This window comes from Pseudomonas sp. LBUM1657, from assembly GCF_059716075.1.
This window is the reverse complement of sequence record NZ_CP166799.1, coordinates 5,545,287-5,563,293: the sequence shown is the minus strand read 5'-3', so window position 1 is coordinate 5,563,293 and position 18,007 is coordinate 5,545,287. Positions and strand designations below refer to the sequence as shown.

The window sequence follows — 18,007 nt, the reverse complement described above, 5'->3', positions numbered from 1 at the left end:
GTCGTAGGCTTTTAGTTTCGATGGATGTCTGTCAGCGACTGATTGCAAGCCGTTGGGTAACGACAACCCCTGTGGGAGCGGGCTTGCTCGCGAAAACGGTGTATCAGTCAGCGTCGATGTCGACTGGCAGATTGCATTCGCGAGCAAGCCCGCTCCCACAGGGGATTTGCGTCAGTAGTGATACCACTTCAACTCAAGCATCACTTCGTTTTCGGGTGAGGCCAGGTGACTGAATTCGCGCTGGGCACTCAGGCGCAGGCCGAGGTTGCGGGACAATTCCCACTGCTGATTCAGGCTCACGCTACGACGCACTTCGCCATTGGTGAAGAAATCGCCCTTGGCTTCAAGGCTGAAATTGCCCAGTGGGTTCTTCCACAGCACGCCGGTATTGAAACCCGCGGCCGGGGCGATGAAACCGGCGAAGTCGTTGTTGTGCTCCACGCGCACAGTGCCCAGGACAAACCCGAGCATGTCGTCGCCCAATTGCCAGGTACCGCCGCCACCGCCATTGACATGGCTGACCAGGGTTTCGTCGTCATGTTTGCCCGGCACGCGCTCCAGGCCACCGGTGACCTGCCATGAAAGCGGTTGCAACAGTTCGTTGCGCGGTGTGAGGGAACGAATGGTCGCCAGGTCCAGTTGCTGCAATTGCCAGTCATTGCTTTCGTATTGACGCAGTTTCAGCTGCAGGATTTCAATTTGCGCACCGAGGGGGAAGCTCTCGGCGTTGTCGTTGAGGTCGTGATAAGCCATGCGCAGGCCATATTCACCAAACGCCTTGTCGCCCCGGGTGCCGATGCCGGCCTGCCAGGTGCGGGATTCGTGGCCGTCTTCGGGCAGGCCGGGGCGCGGGATGTCCAGGTTCGGCGCGGGGTTCTGGTTGATCGCCCGCAGCAGTTCGAAGCTGCGCTGGGCCCGTTGCGGATCGCGTTCCTGACCGTTGGCGCGGTAACGCTCCAGACGGTAGGACGCGTCGATAATCAGCGCCTGACGGTCGCGGGGTTGGGCCTTGAACGCCGGCTCCTGCAATTGCTTCTGGTCGGCGCTGACTTTCAGCACCCAATCCTGTTCTTCGTCAGTCAACGGCTCGGCGCGGCTTAGCAGTTCACGCTCGCGGGACGGACGATACTCGATGGACTGCACCAGCCCGGCTTCTTTCACGGCTTTGACTGTGTCGGTTGGGATCGCGGTCAGCGGGAATTGTTCGGTCAGGCGCAGGCTTGGGCGCGCCACTTGCAGCAGTTCAAGCAGGCGATAGGAGCAGTTTTCGTCGAAGAAAAAATAGTCGAACTGGATCTGTTTCAGCTCCCAGACGTGCTCGACCATGCGCTCGGTTTCTGCCTGCGTCAGATTCAGGCGGTATTCCCACAGGTCACGGTTCTCGAGACTACGGTATTCCGAGAGTTTTTCCTGATAGGGCACCAGCGCAAACAGCCCCGGATAACCGCCCATCAAGCCTTTCCAGGCATACAGGATGCTGTTGTCCGAACCTTCGATGTACGCGCCGAAGTTGATCGCGTAACTGAGCAGGGCAGTGTGATCGCTCTGCACGTCAGCCTGATCGATGCGCAACAGGGTATGGCCGAACATCGACGACGGACTGTTCAGGTACGCCGCCGGGAAAATCATCACTGCGCTATGGGGCGAAACGTCCTTGAACCATTGCTTGAACTCGGTGCAGTCCAGGGTCGGCAGATCGTTCAGATTGAGTTGCGCCTTCAGCCAGCGGGTGCGCGCCGGGTAAACGCATTGCGCATGTTGCTCAGCGGCACTGGCCGGGGCGTACAGCGCCTGCACGGTGGCGGCCAGTTCACGGTCGGGATGTTCGTTGCCGTCGGGGGCGAGGAAGAACTTCTTGTCGCTGACATAGCTGCGCCAGCCGCCGAGCTTGGCGGTTTCGTAGTGGCCCAGGGAAATCCAGAAGGGGTCGTTAGCCAGTTGCTGCAAACGTTGATTGTCGATGTGTGGCGCGGCGGACAGCGGGGCGCAGACACAGAGCGCCAGCCAGGCAAGGCGTTTGAGCATAGTGGGCAACTTAGAATTCGAGAATAAAGACCCAAAGCGGGGCAAGGTCCAAAAAATAAAGCCCGCTCCCCGAAAGGCGCGGGCGGGTCGAGCTTAAGCTTGAGTGGCGTACTTGACCAGACGAGGATCGTTTTTCAGGACGGCCAGGGTGTTGGTATGCACGTCTTCAGCGGTCACGTCAGCCTTGCTGAAGATCTGCTGGAAGTGCTCGTGAGTCACGGCGGCGAAGTGCGCACGGTCTTCCGGCGCCACGCCCAGTACCACGGCGTAAGTGGTCAGTGCTTCGCCCTGACCTTTAGCCATGTCTTCGGACAGCTCGTTCATCATGCCATTCATGGCCAACCAGGATTTGCCGCCATAAGTCAGCGACGCATTAGTCGAGCAACCGTTGGTACCGGAGGTCATACCAAAGGTGGCGTTGCCGGAAGTGCCGTTGGTGGTGGATGCCAGGAAGTGAGCCGGGGTGCCACGCTGACCTTCGAACAGCATGTTGCCCCAACCGCAATCCGGGCCGCCTGGCGCCTGAGCCATGGCGTTGATGGATACAGCGGTGAAGAGAGTACCGAGAAGAATCCGTTTCATAGCTATGTTCTCTTTATGTGCATACCAATGGACAGGGTCTGGCCCGATCTGGCGCCAGTGGGCCGGTTATTGTTCCAGCCGCGCAGTTTGGAGTTTAGGCACGTTCCAGGGGTTCCGTGATTTTTTGCAAAACATTCGTTGGAAACGTTGATTCAAGCCCGTCCCGCCTGGAGATGCCGGTTTGTCTATGCTTTGACTTGAGGCGCGCCTTGCAAGTGAGCTATGGGCAGCGCCAGAATGCCGCTATCTGCCCCGCCTGATGTAAGGAAGCCCGATGCCTGATCCTGTTGCTGCCAGCTTGCGTCTAGCGCCCGAAGCGCTGACCCGTCCGTTTTCCGCTGAACAGTTCAGCTTCTCTACCACCAATGATTTGGAGCCCTTCCGCGGTGTGCTTGGCCAGGAACGTGCGGTCGAAGCCTTGCAGTTCGGTGTGGCCATGCCACGCCCCGGTTACAACGTATTCGTCATGGGCGAGCCCGGCACTGGCCGGTTTTCGTTCGTCAAACGCTACCTGAAGGCCGAAGGCAAACGCCTGCAGACCCCGGCGGACTGGGTCTACGTCAACAATTTCGAGGACCCTCGCGAGCCTCGCGCACTGGAATTGCCCTCGGGCACCGCCGGTGCCTTCATCGATGACATCAACGGTTTGATCGACAACCTGTTGGCGACTTTTCCGGCCGTGTTCGAACACCCGTCCTACCAGCAGAAGAAAAGCGCCATCGACCGCGCCTTCAATCAGCGTTACGACAAGGCACTGGATGTAATCGAGCGCCTGGCGCTGGAGAAAGACGTCGCGCTATACCGCGACAGCAGCAACATCGCGTTCACCCCGATGGCTGAAGGCAAAGCCGTGGACGAAGCAGAATTCGCCCAGTTGCCGGAAGCCGATCGCGAGCGTTTCCACGACGACATTTCGTGGCTGGAAGAGCGGCTGAACGAAGAGCTCGCCAGCCTGCCGCAATGGAAGCGTGAGTCGAGCAATCAACTGCGCCACCTCAACGAAGAAACCATCACGTTGGCCTTACAGCCATTGCTGTCTCCGTTGTCGGAGAAATATGCAGAAAACGCGGCGGTGTGCGGATACCTGCAAGCGATGCAGGTTTACCTGCTCAAGACCGTGGTCGAGCAACTGGTGGACGACAGCAAGACGGACGCCATCGCTCGCAAGTTGCTGGAAGAACAATACGCCCCGAGCCTGGTGGTTGGTCATCCGTTCAGCGGCGGTGCGCCAGTGGTCTTCGAGCCGCACCCCACTTACGAAAACCTGTTCGGCCGCATCGAGTACACCACCGACCAGGGGGCGCTCTACACCACGTATCGCCAGTTGCGTCCGGGTGCGCTGCACCGCGCCAACGGCGGCTTCTTGATTCTTGAAGCGGAAAAAATGCTCAGTGAGCCGTTTGTGTGGGATGCGCTTAAACGCGCCCTGCAATCGCGCAAATTGAAAATGGAATCACCGTTGGGCGAGATGGGCCGTTTCGCCACCGTGACCCTTACTCCGCAACATATTCCGTTGCAGGTCAAAGTGGTCATCATCGGTGCCCGTCAGCTGTACTACACGCTGCAAGACCTCGATCCGGACTTCCAGGAGATGTTCCGTGTCCTGGTGGATTTCGATGAAGACATCCCGATGGTCGATGAAAGCCTGGAACAGTTCGCCCAGTTGCTCAAAACCCGCACCTCGGAAGAAGGCATGGCGCCGCTGACCGCCGATGCGGTGGCACGTCTGGCGACCTACAGCGCGCGCCTGGCCGAGCACCAGGGGCGTTTGTCGGCGCGGATCGGTGATCTGTTCCAACTGGTCAGCGAAGCGGACTTCATTCGCCACCTGGCGGGTGACGAAATGACCGACGCCGGCCACATCGAACGTGCGCTCAAGGCCAAGGCCACCCGTACCGGGCGCGTCTCGGCGCGGATTCTCGATGACATGCTGGCCGGGATCATCCTGATCGACACAGACGGTGCGGCCGTCGGCAAGTGCAACGGGCTGACGGTGCTGGAGGTCGGTGACTCGGCGTTCGGTGTGCCGGCGCGGATTTCCGCCACGGTGTATCCGGGCGGTAGCGGCATCGTCGACATCGAGCGTGAGGTCAACCTCGGTCAGCCGATCCACTCCAAAGGCGTAATGATCCTCACCGGGTATCTTGGCAGCCGCTACGCCCAGGAATTCCCGCTGGCGATTTCCGCGAGTATTGCGCTGGAGCAGTCCTACGGTTACGTCGATGGCGACAGCGCATCGCTGGGCGAGGCGTGCACCTTGATCTCGGCCTTGTCGAAAACCCCGCTCAAGCAGTGTTTTGCGATCACCGGCTCGATCAACCAGTTCGGTGAGGTGCAGGCGGTGGGCGGGGTTAACGAGAAGATCGAAGGCTTCTTCCGTCTCTGCGAAGCCCGCGGGCTGACCGGTGAGCAGGGGGCGATCATTCCGCAGGCCAACGTTGCCACGCTGATGCTCGACGAGAAGGTGCTGGCGGCAGTGCGGGCGGGGCAGTTCCATGTCTACGCGGTACGCCAGGCCGACGAGGCGCTGAGCCTGTTGGTCGGCGAACCGGCCGGTGCGCCGGACGAGAATGGTGAATTCCCTGAAGGCAGCGTCAATGCGCGGGTGGTGGAACGCCTGCGGGTCATCGCGGAAATGATCAGCGACGAAGACCTCAAGGAAGCCGAGAAAGAGATTGCGCAGGAAACGCTGGTGGAAACCAAACCCGCCTGACGCAAAACAACCTGTGGGAGCGGGCTTGTCCGCGAATGCGGTTTTTCATTAAACAGAGATGTTGATTGATCTACCACCTTCGCGAGCAAGTCCGCTCCCACAGTTTTTGTAGATTGTCGAAATCGACATTCAACGCCAAAAGTGCCATCACTCTGGCGTCAACATTCACACAATGACCATTCGGCGCCTTCTGGTCTCACTTGACGTGCTAGTCAGACTTTTCTTCTATTCTCAGGTCAAGGATATCGACAGTAATCACTGGATCGAGACAGCTCTCCCGTGGGGGCTGAATACCGGATCTACCGAGGGTCGCCGCCATGTCGCGCAACCTCTGCCTCACCCGTCAATGCCTGGGCCTTGTGACCCGTATCGAATGTGCCATCCGCCCTTTGGCGGGGGATACGGGCATGTGGACCTTACTTTTCGCCGCCGGAATGGCCGGTGAACAACCTTCCGCCATCAAGGCTCAGGGCCCGTTTCATGGTCCTTTCGTGGCTGAGTCGATCCTCGACACCATTGTTGAAAGCCTGACCCTGCACGGCTATGAACTGGCCGATGATCCACAAATCTGGTGCCTGCATCTGCAAGCCCAGTTGCGGGAAATCAATGGTGGCCGTTGCCGCAATCTCGGCGGGTTCGAATTCCGGCCCGACCACTGAGATGGCTATTGGACAAGGTTGGAGGTGTCAGCCTTGTCCAGTTTGACCTCGAATCCATATTGCACGGTGGCGAGGTCAGTTCGCTGATAGGTTTCCAGTCGGGTGGGCTGCCCGTAGAAATAATGCACCCCGAATAATGCAGGGCCTTCTGCACTCGCATTGTGGTTGACCGAAAGAATCTCCTTCAGATAATTACCGCTGTCGTCCTTGGCAAAAAAACGCCAGTCCTGGGCCGGAAACAGCTTCAGATCAACCACCAGCGCATTGCCTTTGAACTCCAGGCCTTTGGGCAATTGGTGGGCGTCGATGGTTTTCTTGTCGATCGTCGCCAGGAACAGCGGCATGGAGCCCACCGCGTAAGCCGGGGTTTCCGGAAACAGGTTCAGGTCGTAAGTGATCGTGCCGCGCAGGGGATCAACCTGGTAAGCCTCTGGCGGTAATTCGATCGGCTCATCGCGTTTGCCACTGCTGTCCTCGGTAAAGAAACTGACCGGGCCGTCGCCAGTGTTGAAGGAGGTGCCGAGCAGTTCGTCATTGAAGCTTTTGGGGCGATTGAACTCGATCTGCGCGGCGCTGGGGTCATCGACCGACTGACGGATGGTGACGCTTTTTTTCAGTTGATCCTCGCCAAGCGTCGCACCCTTGAGCCAGCTCGGGGCCTGGTCGTCGTATACCACCACGGGCAATGTCAGCGGCTGGATGGTTTTCTCCGTGGTGTTCCGGTCGAAGCGGCGTACCGGCAGGTTCAGCTCCTTGCGGGTCACCGTGGCGGCCGAAAAGTCCAACACGCTGACTTCGAGGGTGTCGATCGCCCCGTTGAAGTACACCTTGCTGTAATGGTGGTTCCGCCCCTTCTCAAACGCTAGCTGTTCTTCCTCAAGCTGTTTTTCGAACGCCTCGCTCCAGGCTTTCTGCTGCTGCATTTTCGCCAGTTGTTTTTGATAGAAGGCAATTTGCGCGGCCGTTTCGTTGATCGAGCCGGAGCGCGAGAGAAACTGCCCAGTGGTGTCTCTGGCCTGGACGATCAGCGGGTTCAACGGTGTTTCACTGACCTCGGGGGCCAGCGGCGCGCTGTTGTTGAATTCGATTTCGGCGTAATTGTTTTCAAGTTTCAGCAGGGTGACGCTGAGGTTGTCGTTGGTGCGGGTCTGGCCAATGTCCTTCTTCGTCAGGTCGAAGCTGTAGAGCCTGCGTGGCGCAATGACTTCCACTTTGCCTTGCAGGCTCACCGGTTGTGGCTGGTTCTTGTTGTCGACGTCGAGGCCATCGATGAAAGGGTAGGTCACCGTCAGGTCATCGGGATTGGTCAGGTTTGAGCTCGACGGGCTCAGTTGAATACCCGGATCGGTTTCCGACCATTCCGGCTGAAACGGGATCACGCGCTTGTTGCTGAGGGTCACCGATTGCCACTCCAGGCCATGGGGAAAGAGAAACGCGGCCGGAATGTTGAAGTTGAAGGGGAACACCGGTTGCAGGTCGGTCAGGTAGTCGGAGCTGGAGTCTTTGTGTAATACGAACAGGCCGTTGATGTAGGTGTCGACCAGGGTCTGTGGCGTGGGGTAGTGCTTGAGCACGGCGAGGGCGTCTTCACCGTATTCGGTTTCCACCGGTTTGCTGTCGAGCTTGAGTTGCGCACGTTCGAGCAGCAACAGTGAACCACCGAGCTCGGCCACGGCATCCTTGAGCTTCGGGTCTTGAATCGCATCCAGGGACTTTTCGAACTGCGCCGTCTTTTCATCGAGGCTGACTTGGCGTTTCTCATCGCTGGGTGAGCAGCCGCTCATCAGCAGGGCCAGGCAAATTCCGGCACTCGTTAAAGGCAATCGCACATCCATTTCCAATCTTCCTGTCCGATGTCGCTGGGCTGTCAATGGTTTGGACACTAGCAGAAAAACTTTGTCACACACGTGCAGGTGACGGATTTCCCGACGGTTTCTGGGTGCAACAGGCGGCTGTTATACTCGCGGCCATTTCCAGCCCACGTGTGAGATTCAATGGAACGCTTTATCGAAAATGCAATGTACGCCTCCCGCTGGCTGCTGGCGCCGATCTACTTCGGTCTGTCCCTTGGGCTGCTGGCCCTGGCGCTGAAATTCTTCCAGGAAGTCTTCCACGTCATCCCAAACGTGTTCTCGATGGCCGAGTCGGACCTGATTCTGGTGCTGCTGTCGCTGATCGACATGGCGTTGGTCGGCGGTTTGCTGGTGATGGTGATGATTTCCGGTTACGAAAACTTCGTCTCCCAACTGGATATCGACGACAGCAAAGAAAAACTCAACTGGCTGGGCACCATGGACTCCTCTTCATTGAAGATGAAGGTGGCTGCTTCCATCGTGGCGATTTCGTCCATTCACCTGCTGCGGATCTTCATGGACGCCAAGAACGTCGATCCCGAGCATTTGAAGTGGTACGTGGTCATTCACATGACCTTCGTGGTATCGGCATTTGCCATGGGTTATCTGGACAAGCTGACCAAGCACTGATCTGAAACAGACCGGCGGTGGCGTTTATGGCTTGTACTTTGATGCGTCGAGGCCTATGCCTGTAAGGATCTTGGCTCGCCACTGTGTGAGGTGTGTTCATGAACCTGCAAGAGTTGAATGCCTATGCCATCGCCGGGAAGATCGATGAGCTCAACCTGATATCAATGGAAGGTGGGATCTACCTGCTGGAAGCGCGCATGCATGGCGCGGGGTATCGATTGAGTGATGCCCATGGCGGGGCGTTTCATGTGCGCTCGGTCGAACATGCACGTGAAGTACTTCACGCCTTTCCCAGGTTGCCATTCAACCTCGTCCATGTTTCGGTTCATGACGAGATGTGTGGACTTGGCATCGAGGAAAACTTGAAGGTGCCGATTGCGTGGCAACACTGACGGCTCTCATCAACGCGATGGCATCTGTGCTAGTCTGCTGGCCCTTTTGGTTCCGGGCGCTCCGGGACGCGCTGTGCACGCACGGCAAGTTCCCGGGCCGTCCGCACAGCGGAGCAGTGTCATGTCCGAAGTAAATCTGTCCACCGACGAAACCCGCGTCAGCTACGGTATTGGCCGTCAGCTGGGCGACCAACTGCGCGACAACCCGCCACCGGGCGTTAGCCTGGACGCGATCCTGGCAGGTCTGACCGACGCATTCGCCGGTAAGCCAAGCCGTGTAGGTCAGGAAGAAATGTCCGCGAGCTTCAAGGTGATTCGCGAAATCATGCAGGCCGAAGCGGCCGCCAAAGCTGAAGCTGCTGCTGGCGAAGGCCTGGCCTTCCTGGCTGAAAACGCCAAGCGTGATGGCATCACCACCCTGGCTTCCGGCCTGCAATTCGAAGTGCTGACTCAAGGTGAAGGCGCCAAGCCAACCCGTGAAGATCAAGTGCGCACTCACTACCACGGCACTCTGATCGACGGCACTGTGTTCGACAGCTCCTACGATCGTGGCCAGCCTGCGGAATTCCCGGTTGGCGGTGTGATCGCTGGTTGGACCGAAGCCCTGCAACTGATGAACGCCGGTAGCAAATGGCGTCTGTACGTGCCGAGCGAACTGGCTTACGGCGCTCAAGGCGTTGGCAGCATTCCGCCGCACAGCGTGCTGGTATTCGACGTCGAACTGCTCGACGTTCTGTAACACCTCGATGTTGGAGCCGGCTCTGTAGTGTGGGAGCGGGCTTGCTCGCGAAGACTGGCCAACATTCAACATCTTTGTTGAATGTCACGCCGCTTTCGCGAGCACGCCCGCTCCCGCAGGGCCCGCTCCGGCATTTTGCAGGTGATTTTCATATTTCGATCTTGTGGTGCAGTTCGTTTGTCGGGCGCAATGCCCGGGCATAGCAGAACAGAAACAGATTTCGCACCAGTTCCTTGAGCACCACCGGCTCGCTGGAACTCAGGCCATTGACGTCCAGGTCACCCTGATCCTGCAGCTCGTTCAAGGCTTCTTCTTCAAGCACCGCGCAGACTTCCCCGGTTTCCCGATGCAGAATCCTGAGGTAAGGGTGTGGACGGTCCAGCCAGGCATCGATCAAATAAGTCATGGTTCTCATCTCCATTGAAAGGGTTCAATGAGAATAATTCTTATTCATCAAATAGCAAGGGCCTATTGGCGGTTTGTGCTTTTTTGTGGGTAAAGATTGCGTAAGGTCAAAATGGCTGGCGTTTGGCTACTGCGAGGGATTGTTGGCCGAAGCGGGGAGGGGTGAAGCGCCATCCCACGCAGGGCGCGGGATGGAATTACAGCAGGCTCAGACTTTTCTGACGAACTCGGATTTGAGCTTCATCGGGCCGATGCCGTCGATCTTGCAGTCGATGTCATGATCGCCATCGCACAGACGGATGTTCTTGACCTTGGTACCGACCTTGACCACCAGCGACGTGCCTTTGACCTTCAGGTCCTTGATCACGGTGATGGTGTCGCCGTCCTGCAGGACGTTGCCGACCGAATCCTTTTTCACGGTGTCATCGGACGCTACTTCAGCTTCGCCGCTGGCGGACCATTCGTGGGCGCACTCGGGGCAGATCAGCTGGGCGCCGTCTTCATAGGTGTATTCGGAATTGCATTTTGGGCAGGGTGGCAACGTGCTCACTAAAGCTCCTTGGATTCAGGATCGCTAAAAAGCGCACATTGTATAGGGTTTTAGGCGGGAGGGGCGAGGCGGTGACATACCTGTGGCAGCGGGCTTGCTCGCGAAGCGGTGTGTCAGTCAGCATCGATGTCGACTGGCAGGTTGCATTCGCGAGCAAGCCCGCTCCCACAGGGGATGGTCGTTGTCAGTGCGTACGGGCTACCGCAAACTCGCTCAACTCGATCAATGCATCGCGATATTCGCTGGCGGGCAGCGCGTCGAGGCATTTGATCGCGCGGGCCACGTAGTCACGGGCCAGTTGCGCGGTGTAGTCCAGGGAGCCTGAGGCTTCCACGGCTTCGCGGATGCTTTCCAGGTCTTCGATGCCGCCTTTCTGGATCGCCTTGCGTACCAGCGCAGCCTGCTCCGGCGTACCTTCACGCATGGTGTAGATCAGCGGCAAGGTCGGTTTGCCTTCGGCCAGATCGTCACCGACGTTCTTGCCCAGGGTTTCCGCGTCGCCACGGTAGTCCAGCAGGTCGTCGACCAGTTGGAAGGCCACACCCAGGTGATCGCCAAAGGTACGCAGCGCTTCGCTCTGTTCCGGTGTTGCACCGGCCAGCGCCGCGGCACTGTGGGTCGAGGCCTCGAAGAGCATCGCGGTCTTGCCGCGGATGACTTCCATGTAGGTTTCTTCAGTGGTGCTGGCGTCGCGAACCTTAGACAGCTGCAACACTTCGCCTTCGGCGATGATGCGCGTGGCTTGCGAAAGGATCTTCATCACCGGCATGGAGCCCAGTTCGACCATCATTTCGAAGGAACGCGAATACAGGAAATCGCCCACCAGCACGCTCGGAGCGTTGCCCCACATGGCGTTGGCGGTCGAGCGGCCACGGCGCATGCCGGACATGTCGACCACGTCGTCATGCAGCAGGGTGGCGGTGTGCAGGAACTCGATGGTCGCAGCCAGCAGGCGCAGGTCATCGCCTTCGCGACCCAGTGCCTTGCCACACAGCAAAACCAATAAAGGACGCAAGCGTTTGCCGCCGGCCGAGGTAATGTAATCGCCGATTTTCGATACCAGCGGCACTCGGGAAGTCAGCTGCTTCTTGATGATGCCGTCGACGGCGCTAAAATCGTCCGCCACCGCGCGGTAGAAAGCTTGGGGTTGCATCAGCGACAGTTGCTCCAGAAGGGTTGCGCGGCATGCTAGGACCCACGTCGGCGGGTGTCAAGGTACGATGGACGGCCTCTTGCATCGCTCCGGCAGCTTGCGTACAATCGCGCACCCTGAACTTCCTGGGCAGCACCTGCCTTACGCAATTGCAAACAGGCCTTCCAGCCTTATGCAGCCATGCCAGCCAATACCTCTTCTTATAAAGAGCTGGGTGAGCAGGATTATCGGAGAAATACCATGTCTTATGCAGTAATCGTTACTGGTGGCAAGCAGTACAAAGTTGCTCCAGGTGAATACCTGAAGATCGAAAAACTGGAAATCGCTACCGGCGAATCCGTTACTTTTGATCGCGTTCTGTTGGTTGCCAATGGCGACGACGTGAATATCGGCGCTCCAGTTGTTCCTGGCGCTACCGTTGTGGCTGAAGTGATCTCCCAAGGTCGTCACGATAAAGTCCGCATCATCAAGTTCCGTCGCCGTAAGCACCACATGAAGCGTATGGGCCACCGCCAGTGGTACACCGAGATCAAAATCACCGGTATTCAGGCTTAATTTCAGCCTAATTCCTCACTAGGAGAATTGACTCATGGCACACAAAAAAGCTGGTGGTAGTACCCGTAACGGTCGCGACTCAGAAGCCAAACGCCTTGGCGTGAAGATGTATGGCGGCCAGGTTATCATTCCGGGCAACATCATCGTGCGTCAGCGCGGCACCCAATTCCACGCTGGCTACGGCGTTGGCATGGGCAAAGATCACACTCTGTTCGCTAAAATCGACGGCGTGATCAAGTTTGAAGTAAAAGGCGCTTTCAATCGCCGTTACGTGAGCATTGTCCCGAAGACTGAAGTCGTCGCGGCATAATTACGTAGTTGCTGGAAAAGCCCTGTCTTGCGACGGGGCTTTTTCGTTTGTGGGGTGAGTCTCTTGCAAAGCTGTTTGTAATGGGCTCCAGCGCTGGATTTGCGGTCGTTGATTGAGGTCGCTGCGCTCATTTTTGCAAGAGTCTTATGTCTAGATTTTTTCGGCTCGTCCGTATGACGAGAGGCGTTTTGTTATGAAGTTTGTTGATGAAGTATCGATTCGAGTAAAGGCCGGTGACGGCGGCAACGGTTGCATGAGCTTCCGTCGCGAAAAGTTTATTGAAAACGGCGGCCCGAACGGCGGTGACGGTGGTGATGGCGGCTCGGTCTACATGATCGCCGACGAAAACCTCAACACCCTGGTGGACTACCGTTACACCCGGCACTTTGATGCCGAGCGCGGTTCGAACGGCGGCAGCACCGACTGCACCGGCAAGAAGGGTGAAGAGCTGGTGCTGCGTGTTCCGGTCGGCACTACCGTCATCGACTCCGCTACTCAGGAAGTGATTGGCGACCTGACCAAGGCTGGCCAGCGCCTGCTGGTGGCTCATGGTGGTTGGCACGGTCTGGGCAACACCCGTTTCAAATCCAGCACCAACCGTGCTCCGCGTCAGACCACTCCGGGTAAGCCGGGTGAGGCGCGTGATCTCAAGCTGGAAATGAAGGTGTTGGCTGACGTCGGTCTGCTGGGTCTGCCAAATGCTGGCAAAAGTACTTTTATTCGTTCGGTGTCGGCCGCCAAGCCGAAAGTCGCCGACTACCCGTTCACCACCTTGGTGCCGAACCTGGGTGTGGTCAGCGTCGATCGCTGGAAGAGCTTCGTCGTCGCGGACATTCCAGGTCTGATCGAAGGTGCTTCCGACGGCGCGGGCCTGGGGATTCGCTTCCTCAAGCACTTGTCGCGTACCCGTCTGCTGCTGCACCTCGTGGACATGGCGCCGCTGGATGACGCCAGTGCACCGGATGCCGCGGAAGTGATCGTCAGCGAGCTGACCAAGTTCAGCCCGTCCCTGGCTGAGCGTGATCGCTGGCTGGTATTGAACAAGTGCGACCAGATCCTTGAAGAAGAGCACGATGCTCGCGTCAAGGAAATCGTTGATCGCCTGGAGTGGACTGGTCCGGTCTATGTGATCTCGGCCATCTCCAAGCTCGGTACCGAGCGTCTGTGCCATGACATCATGCGTTACATGGAAGATCGCGCCGATCGCCTGGCTAACGATCCAGCCTACAAGGAAGAGCTGGCCGATCTCGATCAGCGCATCGAAGATGAAGCCCGTGCCCAGTTGCAGGCGCTGGATGACCAGCGTGCCCTGCGTCGCAGCGGCGTGAAGTCGGTCCATGACATCGGCGACGATGATTGGGACGAAGAAGATGTGGATGACGAAGACGGTCCGGAAATCATTTACGTGCGTGACTGATTCGTTGCAGTAAACTTAAGCGCCGCTCAATCGAGCGGCGTTTTAGTATCTGGAAATCGGTAGTCACGAATAACGTTACGGGCAGCGCTGGGTCGCGCTGTCCTCAAGCTAAGGTTGAAGATGATGCGGAGCAAGGTGGCAGGTGCGCAGCGTTGGGTCGTGAAGATCGGCAGCGCGTTGCTGACGGCGGACGGCAAAGGCCTGGATCGCGCAGCAATGGGTGTCTGGGTCGAGCAGATGGTGGCGTTGCATGAGGCCGGCGTCGAACTGGTGCTGGTGTCCTCCGGGGCGGTGGCGGCGGGGATGAGCCGTCTTGGCTGGAGCGTGCGACCCAGTGCGATGCACGAGTTGCAGGCAGCTGCCGCCATTGGCCAGATGGGGCTTGTGCAGGCCTGGGAATCGAGCTTTGCCGAGCATGGCCGGCACACCGCGCAGATTCTCCTGACCCACGACGACCTGTCTGATCGCAAGCGCTACCTGAACGCCCGCAGCACCTTGCGTGCGCTGGTGGAGCTCAAGGTTATCCCGGTGATCAATGAGAACGATACCGTGGTGACCGACGAGATCCGTTTCGGCGACAACGATACCCTGGCGGCGCTGGTGGCCAACCTCGTCGAGGCTGACTTGCTGGTGATCCTTACCGATCGCGACGGCATGTTCGACGCCGATCCACGCAACAATCCGAACGCCAATCTGATTTATGAAGCGCGTGCCGATGATCCTGCGCTGGATGCAGTGGCGGGCGGCGTTGGTGGTGCGCTGGGGCGTGGTGGCATGCAGACCAAATTGCGTGCGGCGCGGCTGGCGGCTCGTTCCGGTGCTCATACGATCATCGTCGGTGGGCGCCTTGAGCGAGTGCTGGATCGTCTGAAGGCTGGCGAGCGCATTGGCACGTTGCTGTCGCCTGAGCGCGGCATGCTGGCGGCGCGAAAGCAGTGGCTGGCAGGGCATCTGCAAACTCGCGGCACGCTCGTGCTGGATGCTGGTGCGGTCACGGCCTTGTCCCAGGGCAATAAAAGCTTGCTGCCGGTGGGCGTCAAATTGGTCCAGGGCAGTTTCCGTCGTGGCGAAATGGTGGTCTGCGTGGCGCCGGACGGTCGGGAGATCGCCCGGGGCCTGGCCAATTACAGCGCGCTGGAAGCACAAAAAATCATCGGTCAGTCGTCTGAAGCGATTGTCGGTCTGTTGGGATATATGGCGGAACCGGAACTGGTTCATCGCGATAACCTGATTCTGGTCTGAAGGAAAACTGAATGCGCGTTGCAAAGGGGTTATTGGGCTTGTTGCTGACAATGCCGCTGCTGGTGTCGGCAGAGGAAATTGGACAGGTATCGACGGTGTTCAAATTTGTCGGTCCGAACGACCGTATCGTCGTCGAGGCTTTTGATGATCCGAAGGTCGAGGGCGTGACCTGCTACCTCTCGCGAGCCAAGACTGGCGGTGTGAAGGGTGGTCTGGGTTTGGCTGAGGATCGCGCCGAGGCGTCGATTGCCTGTCGTCAGGTTGGGCCGATCAGCTTCAAGGGCGAGCTGAAGGATGGCGACGAGGTGTTCAAGGAACGCACATCGCTGGTGTTCAAGACCATGCAGGTGGTGCGGTTCCTCGACAAAAAGCGCAACACGTTGGTGTATCTGGTCTATAGCGATCGTTTAATCGAAGGTAGTCCGCAGAATGCGGTGACGGCGATTCCGATTCTGCCGTGGGCGCACGCCCAATAATCTGACGCAGATCGAAATGTGGGAGCGGGCTTGCTCGCGAAGAGGTCGTGTCTGTCGGCATTAATGTCGCCTGACACACCGTTTTCGCGAGCAAACCCGCTCCCACATTTTTTTGTGCTGTGTTTGTTAAATCGCAGGCAATAAAAAACCGACCCTGAGGTCGGTTTTTTAACAAGCTTATCGCTTAGGCGGCAACAGCAAGGTTCAGAGCCTTGACGTGACCGTTCAGGCGGCTCTTATGACGAGCAGCCTTGTTCTTGTGGATGATGCCTTTATCGGCCATGCGGTCGATAACTGGCACGGCCAGAACGTAAGCAGCTTGAGCTTTTTCAGCGTCTTTTGCGTCGATGGCTTTAACTACATTCTTGATGTAGGTACGAACCATGGAACGCAGGCTGGCGTTGTGGCTGCGACGCTTCTCAGCCTGTTTTGCACGTTTTTTGGCGGAAGGTGTGTTGGCCACCGTCGAGCTCCTCGAAAGACTTTTTAGGAAATAGCAAACAAAATAGGCCGCGAATCATGCCGATGAGTTGATGTCTTGTCAAGGGCGGTTGAGACGTTCCGCTAAGTGGTAGGTATAAAGAGGCGGGATATTTATTTCCGGCGCTTGACCTGTAAACTCGCGAGCTTTGGCTCTGTGCTGCTGCGGCGCGGAGTATCGCATAAGTGGGCGCGTTGTTCGCCTGCTGTTTATCGACAGGCACAAACTCTTTCAATGAATCTGCTCAAATCGTTGGCCGCCGTCAGCTCTATCACGATGCTTTCCCGGGTTCTGGGGTTCGTCCGTGACACCCTCATCGCGCGTGCATTTGGCGCAGGGATGGCGACAGACGCCTTCTTTATCGCCTTCAAATTGCCCAATCTGTTGCGGCGGATCTTCGCCGAAGGAGCGTTTTCCCAGGCATTTGTGCCGATTCTTGCCGAATATAAAAACCAGAAGGGCGAGGAAGCGACGCGAACGTTCATTGCCTATGTCTCTGGCCTGCTGACGCTGGTGCTGGCGCTGGTCACTGCGTTGGGCATCATCGCCGCGCCATGGGTCATCTGGGCAACTGCGCCCGGCTTTACCGATACCCCGGAAAAATTCGAGCTGACCACCGATCTGCTGCGAGTGACCTTTCCTTATATATTGCTGATCTCCCTGTCTTCATTGGCCGGGGCGATCCTTAATACGTATAACCGCTTCTCCGTCCCGGCCTTCGTGCCGACCCTGCTCAACGTCAGCATGATCATTTTCGCGGTGTTCCTGACGCCATACTTCGATCCGCCGGTCATGGCCTTGGGCTGGGCGGTTCTGGTGGGTGGTCTGGCGCAGTTGCTCTATCAACTGCCCCACCTGAAAAAGATCGGCATGCTGGTGCTGCCCCGCCTGAACCTGCGCGATAGCGGCGTCTGGCGGGTGATGAAACAGATGCTGCCCGCGATTCTCGGCGTCTCGGTGAGCCAGATTTCGCTGATCATCAACACCATCTTCGCCTCATTCCTGGTCGCGGGTTCCGTGTCCTGGATGTATTACGCCGACCGTTTGATGGAGTTGCCGTCCGGCGTGCTGGGCGTAGCCCTCGGCACGATTTTGCTGCCGACCCTGGCCAAGACTTACGCCAGCCAGGATCGCCACGAATACTCGCGGATCCTCGACTGGGGCTTGCGCCTGTGCTTCATGCTGGTGCTGCCATGCTCCCTGGCGTTGGGGATTCTGGCCGAGCCGCTGACGGTTTCGCTGTTCCAGTACGGCCAGTTCAACGCGTTCGATGCCTCCATGACCCAGCGCGCGCTGATTGCCTATTCGGTCGGTTTGCTCGGGATTATCGTGATCAAAGTGCTGGCGCCGGGCTTTTATGCGCAACAGAACATCCGTACCCCGGTAAAAATCGCGATTTTCACCCTGATCGTTACGCAATTGTTCAACCTGGTCCTGATCGGTCCACTGGCCCATGCCGGTCTGGCCCTGGCCATCAGCATCGGTGCCTGCATCAATGCCGGGTTGCTGTTCTATCAACTGCGCAAGCAGCAGATGTACCAGCCACAACCGGGCTGGGCGAAGTTCGGGGCCAAACTGGTGGTCGCGGTTATCGTGATGTCCGCGGTATTACTGGCCGGGATGCACTTTATGCCGGCCTGGGATCAGGGGCACATGCTTGAGCGGTTCCTGCGCCTGGGCGCTCTGGTAGCGGCTGGTGTGGTGGCCTATTTCGGTATGTTGCTGTTGATGGGCTTCCGTTTGCGCGACTTCAATCGCAAGGCCTTGAGCTGAGGTCTTTACCTCGATAAACACGGGCGGGCCGACGGTTTTGTCGGCTCGATCA

General features: G+C 58.1%; 18 protein-coding genes. 11 read left to right on the top strand and 7 right to left on the bottom strand.

All coding sequences use genetic code 11. The annotated features are described in order from the left end of the window. Positions 1-171: 171 nt before the first annotated feature. Complete coding sequence (locus ACA055_RS25735; protein WP_497681153.1) at positions 172-2,025, bottom strand: Lnb N-terminal periplasmic domain-containing protein; 1,854 nt, start codon at positions 2,023-2,025, stop codon at positions 172-174. A gap of 93 nt (positions 2,026-2,118) precedes the next feature. Then, a complete protein-coding gene (locus ACA055_RS25730; protein WP_064675806.1) occupies positions 2,119-2,607 on the bottom strand; it encodes a DUF3015 domain-containing protein in 489 nt (162 codons plus the stop codon). 274 nt (positions 2,608-2,881) lie between these two features. On the opposite strand from ACA055_RS25730, the gene ACA055_RS25725 reads away from it, so the two are divergent. Together ACA055_RS25725 and ACA055_RS25720 are read left to right on the top strand one after the other, a co-directional pair. Then, positions 2,882-5,320, top strand: coding sequence for a Lon protease family protein (locus ACA055_RS25725; protein ID WP_497681152.1), 2,439 nt, complete (start codon positions 2,882-2,884; stop codon positions 5,318-5,320). Between the two features lie 317 nt (positions 5,321-5,637). Beyond that, entirely contained in the window at positions 5,638-5,979 is a 342-nt protein-coding gene (locus ACA055_RS25720; RefSeq protein WP_090179723.1) for a PA4575 family protein, read from the top strand. 5 nt (positions 5,980-5,984) lie between these two features. Here ACA055_RS25720 and ACA055_RS25715 read toward each other — a convergent pair whose 3' ends face one another. Further along, positions 5,985-7,814: a hypothetical protein gene (locus tag ACA055_RS25715; protein ID WP_497681151.1), complete on the bottom strand. Its 1,830-nt coding sequence runs from the start codon at positions 7,812-7,814 to the stop codon at positions 5,985-5,987. 159 nt (positions 7,815-7,973) lie between these two features. On the opposite strand from ACA055_RS25715, the gene ACA055_RS25710 reads away from it, so the two are divergent. From ACA055_RS25710 to bamJ, 3 genes are all read left to right on the top strand, one after another. Continuing rightward, complete coding sequence (locus ACA055_RS25710) at positions 7,974-8,462, top strand: TIGR00645 family protein (protein ID WP_007901849.1); 489 nt, start codon at positions 7,974-7,976, stop codon at positions 8,460-8,462. A 98-nt stretch (positions 8,463-8,560) separates the two neighbouring features. After that, complete coding sequence (locus tag ACA055_RS25705; protein ID WP_497681150.1) at positions 8,561-8,854, top strand: DUF6482 family protein; 294 nt, start codon at positions 8,561-8,563, stop codon at positions 8,852-8,854. 121 nt (positions 8,855-8,975) lie between these two features. Next, the gene (gene bamJ / locus ACA055_RS25700; protein ID WP_109634978.1) at positions 8,976-9,593 is read left to right on the top strand and encodes a BamJ family beta-barrel-assembly machinery protein; all 618 of its coding nucleotides are present in this window, start codon (positions 8,976-8,978) and stop codon (positions 9,591-9,593) included. A gap of 148 nt (positions 9,594-9,741) precedes the next feature. On the opposite strand, the gene ACA055_RS25695 is transcribed toward bamJ, so the two are convergent. The 3 genes from ACA055_RS25695 to ACA055_RS25685 all read right to left on the bottom strand — a co-directional run bounded on the left by ACA055_RS25695 (position 9,742) and on the right by ACA055_RS25685 (position 11,701). Further along, positions 9,742-9,999 carry a PA4570 family protein gene (locus ACA055_RS25695; protein ID WP_095055691.1) on the bottom strand — a complete coding sequence of 86 codons (258 nt, stop codon included), beginning with the start codon at positions 9,997-9,999 and terminating at the stop codon, positions 9,742-9,744. Between the two features lie 207 nt (positions 10,000-10,206). Continuing rightward, positions 10,207-10,548, bottom strand: coding sequence for a zinc ribbon domain-containing protein YjdM (locus ACA055_RS25690; protein WP_007901863.1), 342 nt, complete (start codon positions 10,546-10,548; stop codon positions 10,207-10,209). A 184-nt stretch (positions 10,549-10,732) separates the two neighbouring features. Continuing rightward, positions 10,733-11,701, bottom strand: a complete 969-nt coding sequence (locus ACA055_RS25685) for a polyprenyl synthetase family protein (protein WP_497681149.1) — start codon at positions 11,699-11,701, stop codon at positions 10,733-10,735. Between the two features lie 240 nt (positions 11,702-11,941). On the opposite strand from ACA055_RS25685, the gene rplU reads away from it, so the two are divergent. The 5 genes from rplU to ACA055_RS25660 all read left to right on the top strand — a co-directional run bounded on the left by rplU (position 11,942) and on the right by ACA055_RS25660 (position 15,701). Further along, entirely contained in the window at positions 11,942-12,256 is a 315-nt protein-coding gene (gene rplU / locus ACA055_RS25680) for a 50S ribosomal protein L21 (RefSeq protein ID WP_007901869.1), read from the top strand. A gap of 34 nt (positions 12,257-12,290) precedes the next feature. After that, on the top strand, positions 12,291-12,566 hold the full coding sequence (gene rpmA / locus ACA055_RS25675; RefSeq protein ID WP_003215862.1) for a 50S ribosomal protein L27: 276 nt from the start codon (positions 12,291-12,293) through the stop codon (positions 12,564-12,566). A gap of 193 nt (positions 12,567-12,759) precedes the next feature. Then, on the top strand, positions 12,760-13,983 hold the full coding sequence (gene cgtA / locus ACA055_RS25670; protein WP_201116282.1) for an Obg family GTPase CgtA: 1,224 nt from the start codon (positions 12,760-12,762) through the stop codon (positions 13,981-13,983). Positions 13,984-14,106: 123 nt separating this feature from the next. After that, positions 14,107-15,225 carry a glutamate 5-kinase gene (gene proB, locus ACA055_RS25665; RefSeq protein WP_497684490.1) on the top strand — a complete coding sequence of 373 codons (1,119 nt, stop codon included), beginning with the start codon at positions 14,107-14,109 and terminating at the stop codon, positions 15,223-15,225. 11 nt (positions 15,226-15,236) lie between these two features. After that, entirely contained in the window at positions 15,237-15,701 is a 465-nt protein-coding gene (locus ACA055_RS25660; protein ID WP_497681148.1) for a CreA family protein, read from the top strand. A 184-nt stretch (positions 15,702-15,885) separates the two neighbouring features. On the opposite strand, the gene rpsT is transcribed toward ACA055_RS25660, so the two are convergent. Then, on the bottom strand, positions 15,886-16,164 hold the full coding sequence (rpsT, locus tag ACA055_RS25655; protein WP_008154937.1) for a 30S ribosomal protein S20: 279 nt from the start codon (positions 16,162-16,164) through the stop codon (positions 15,886-15,888). Between the two features lie 252 nt (positions 16,165-16,416). On the opposite strand from rpsT, the gene murJ reads away from it, so the two are divergent. Next, entirely contained in the window at positions 16,417-17,955 is a 1,539-nt protein-coding gene (murJ, locus tag ACA055_RS25650; protein WP_497681147.1) for a murein biosynthesis integral membrane protein MurJ, read from the top strand. Positions 17,956-18,007 lie beyond the last annotated feature (52 nt).

What these genes read in the sequence shown, in the direction of transcription:
- ACA055_RS25720 (WP_090179723.1), top strand. Translation starts at nt 5,638, where the DNA reads ATGTCGCGCAACCTCTGCCTCACCCGTCAATGCCTGGGCCTTGTGACC.
- cgtA (WP_201116282.1), top strand. Translation starts at nt 12,760, where the DNA reads ATGAAGTTTGTTGATGAAGTATCGATTCGAGTAAAGGCCGGTGACGGC.
- ACA055_RS25695 (WP_095055691.1), bottom strand. Translation starts at nt 9,999, where the DNA reads ATGACTTATTTGATCGATGCCTGGCTGGACCGTCCACACCCTTACCTC.
- ACA055_RS25735 (WP_497681153.1), bottom strand. Translation starts at nt 2,025, where the DNA reads ATGCTCAAACGCCTTGCCTGGCTGGCGCTCTGTGTCTGCGCCCCGCTG.
- ACA055_RS25715 (WP_497681151.1), bottom strand. Translation starts at nt 7,814, where the DNA reads ATGGATGTGCGATTGCCTTTAACGAGTGCCGGAATTTGCCTGGCCCTG.
- ACA055_RS25725 (WP_497681152.1), top strand. Translation starts at nt 2,882, where the DNA reads ATGCCTGATCCTGTTGCTGCCAGCTTGCGTCTAGCGCCCGAAGCGCTG.
- ACA055_RS25660 (WP_497681148.1), top strand. Translation starts at nt 15,237, where the DNA reads ATGCGCGTTGCAAAGGGGTTATTGGGCTTGTTGCTGACAATGCCGCTG.
- bamJ (WP_109634978.1), top strand. Translation starts at nt 8,976, where the DNA reads ATGTCCGAAGTAAATCTGTCCACCGACGAAACCCGCGTCAGCTACGGT.
- ACA055_RS25705 (WP_497681150.1), top strand. Translation starts at nt 8,561, where the DNA reads ATGAACCTGCAAGAGTTGAATGCCTATGCCATCGCCGGGAAGATCGAT.
- ACA055_RS25730 (WP_064675806.1), bottom strand. Translation starts at nt 2,607, where the DNA reads ATGAAACGGATTCTTCTCGGTACTCTCTTCACCGCTGTATCCATCAAC.
- ACA055_RS25710 (WP_007901849.1), top strand. Translation starts at nt 7,974, where the DNA reads ATGGAACGCTTTATCGAAAATGCAATGTACGCCTCCCGCTGGCTGCTG.
- ACA055_RS25685 (WP_497681149.1), bottom strand. Translation starts at nt 11,701, where the DNA reads ATGCAACCCCAAGCTTTCTACCGCGCGGTGGCGGACGATTTTAGCGCC.
- murJ (WP_497681147.1), top strand. Translation starts at nt 16,417, where the DNA reads ATGAATCTGCTCAAATCGTTGGCCGCCGTCAGCTCTATCACGATGCTT.
- proB (WP_497684490.1), top strand. Translation starts at nt 14,107, where the DNA reads ATGCGGAGCAAGGTGGCAGGTGCGCAGCGTTGGGTCGTGAAGATCGGC.
- rplU (WP_007901869.1), top strand. Translation starts at nt 11,942, where the DNA reads ATGTCTTATGCAGTAATCGTTACTGGTGGCAAGCAGTACAAAGTTGCT.
- rpmA (WP_003215862.1), top strand. Translation starts at nt 12,291, where the DNA reads ATGGCACACAAAAAAGCTGGTGGTAGTACCCGTAACGGTCGCGACTCA.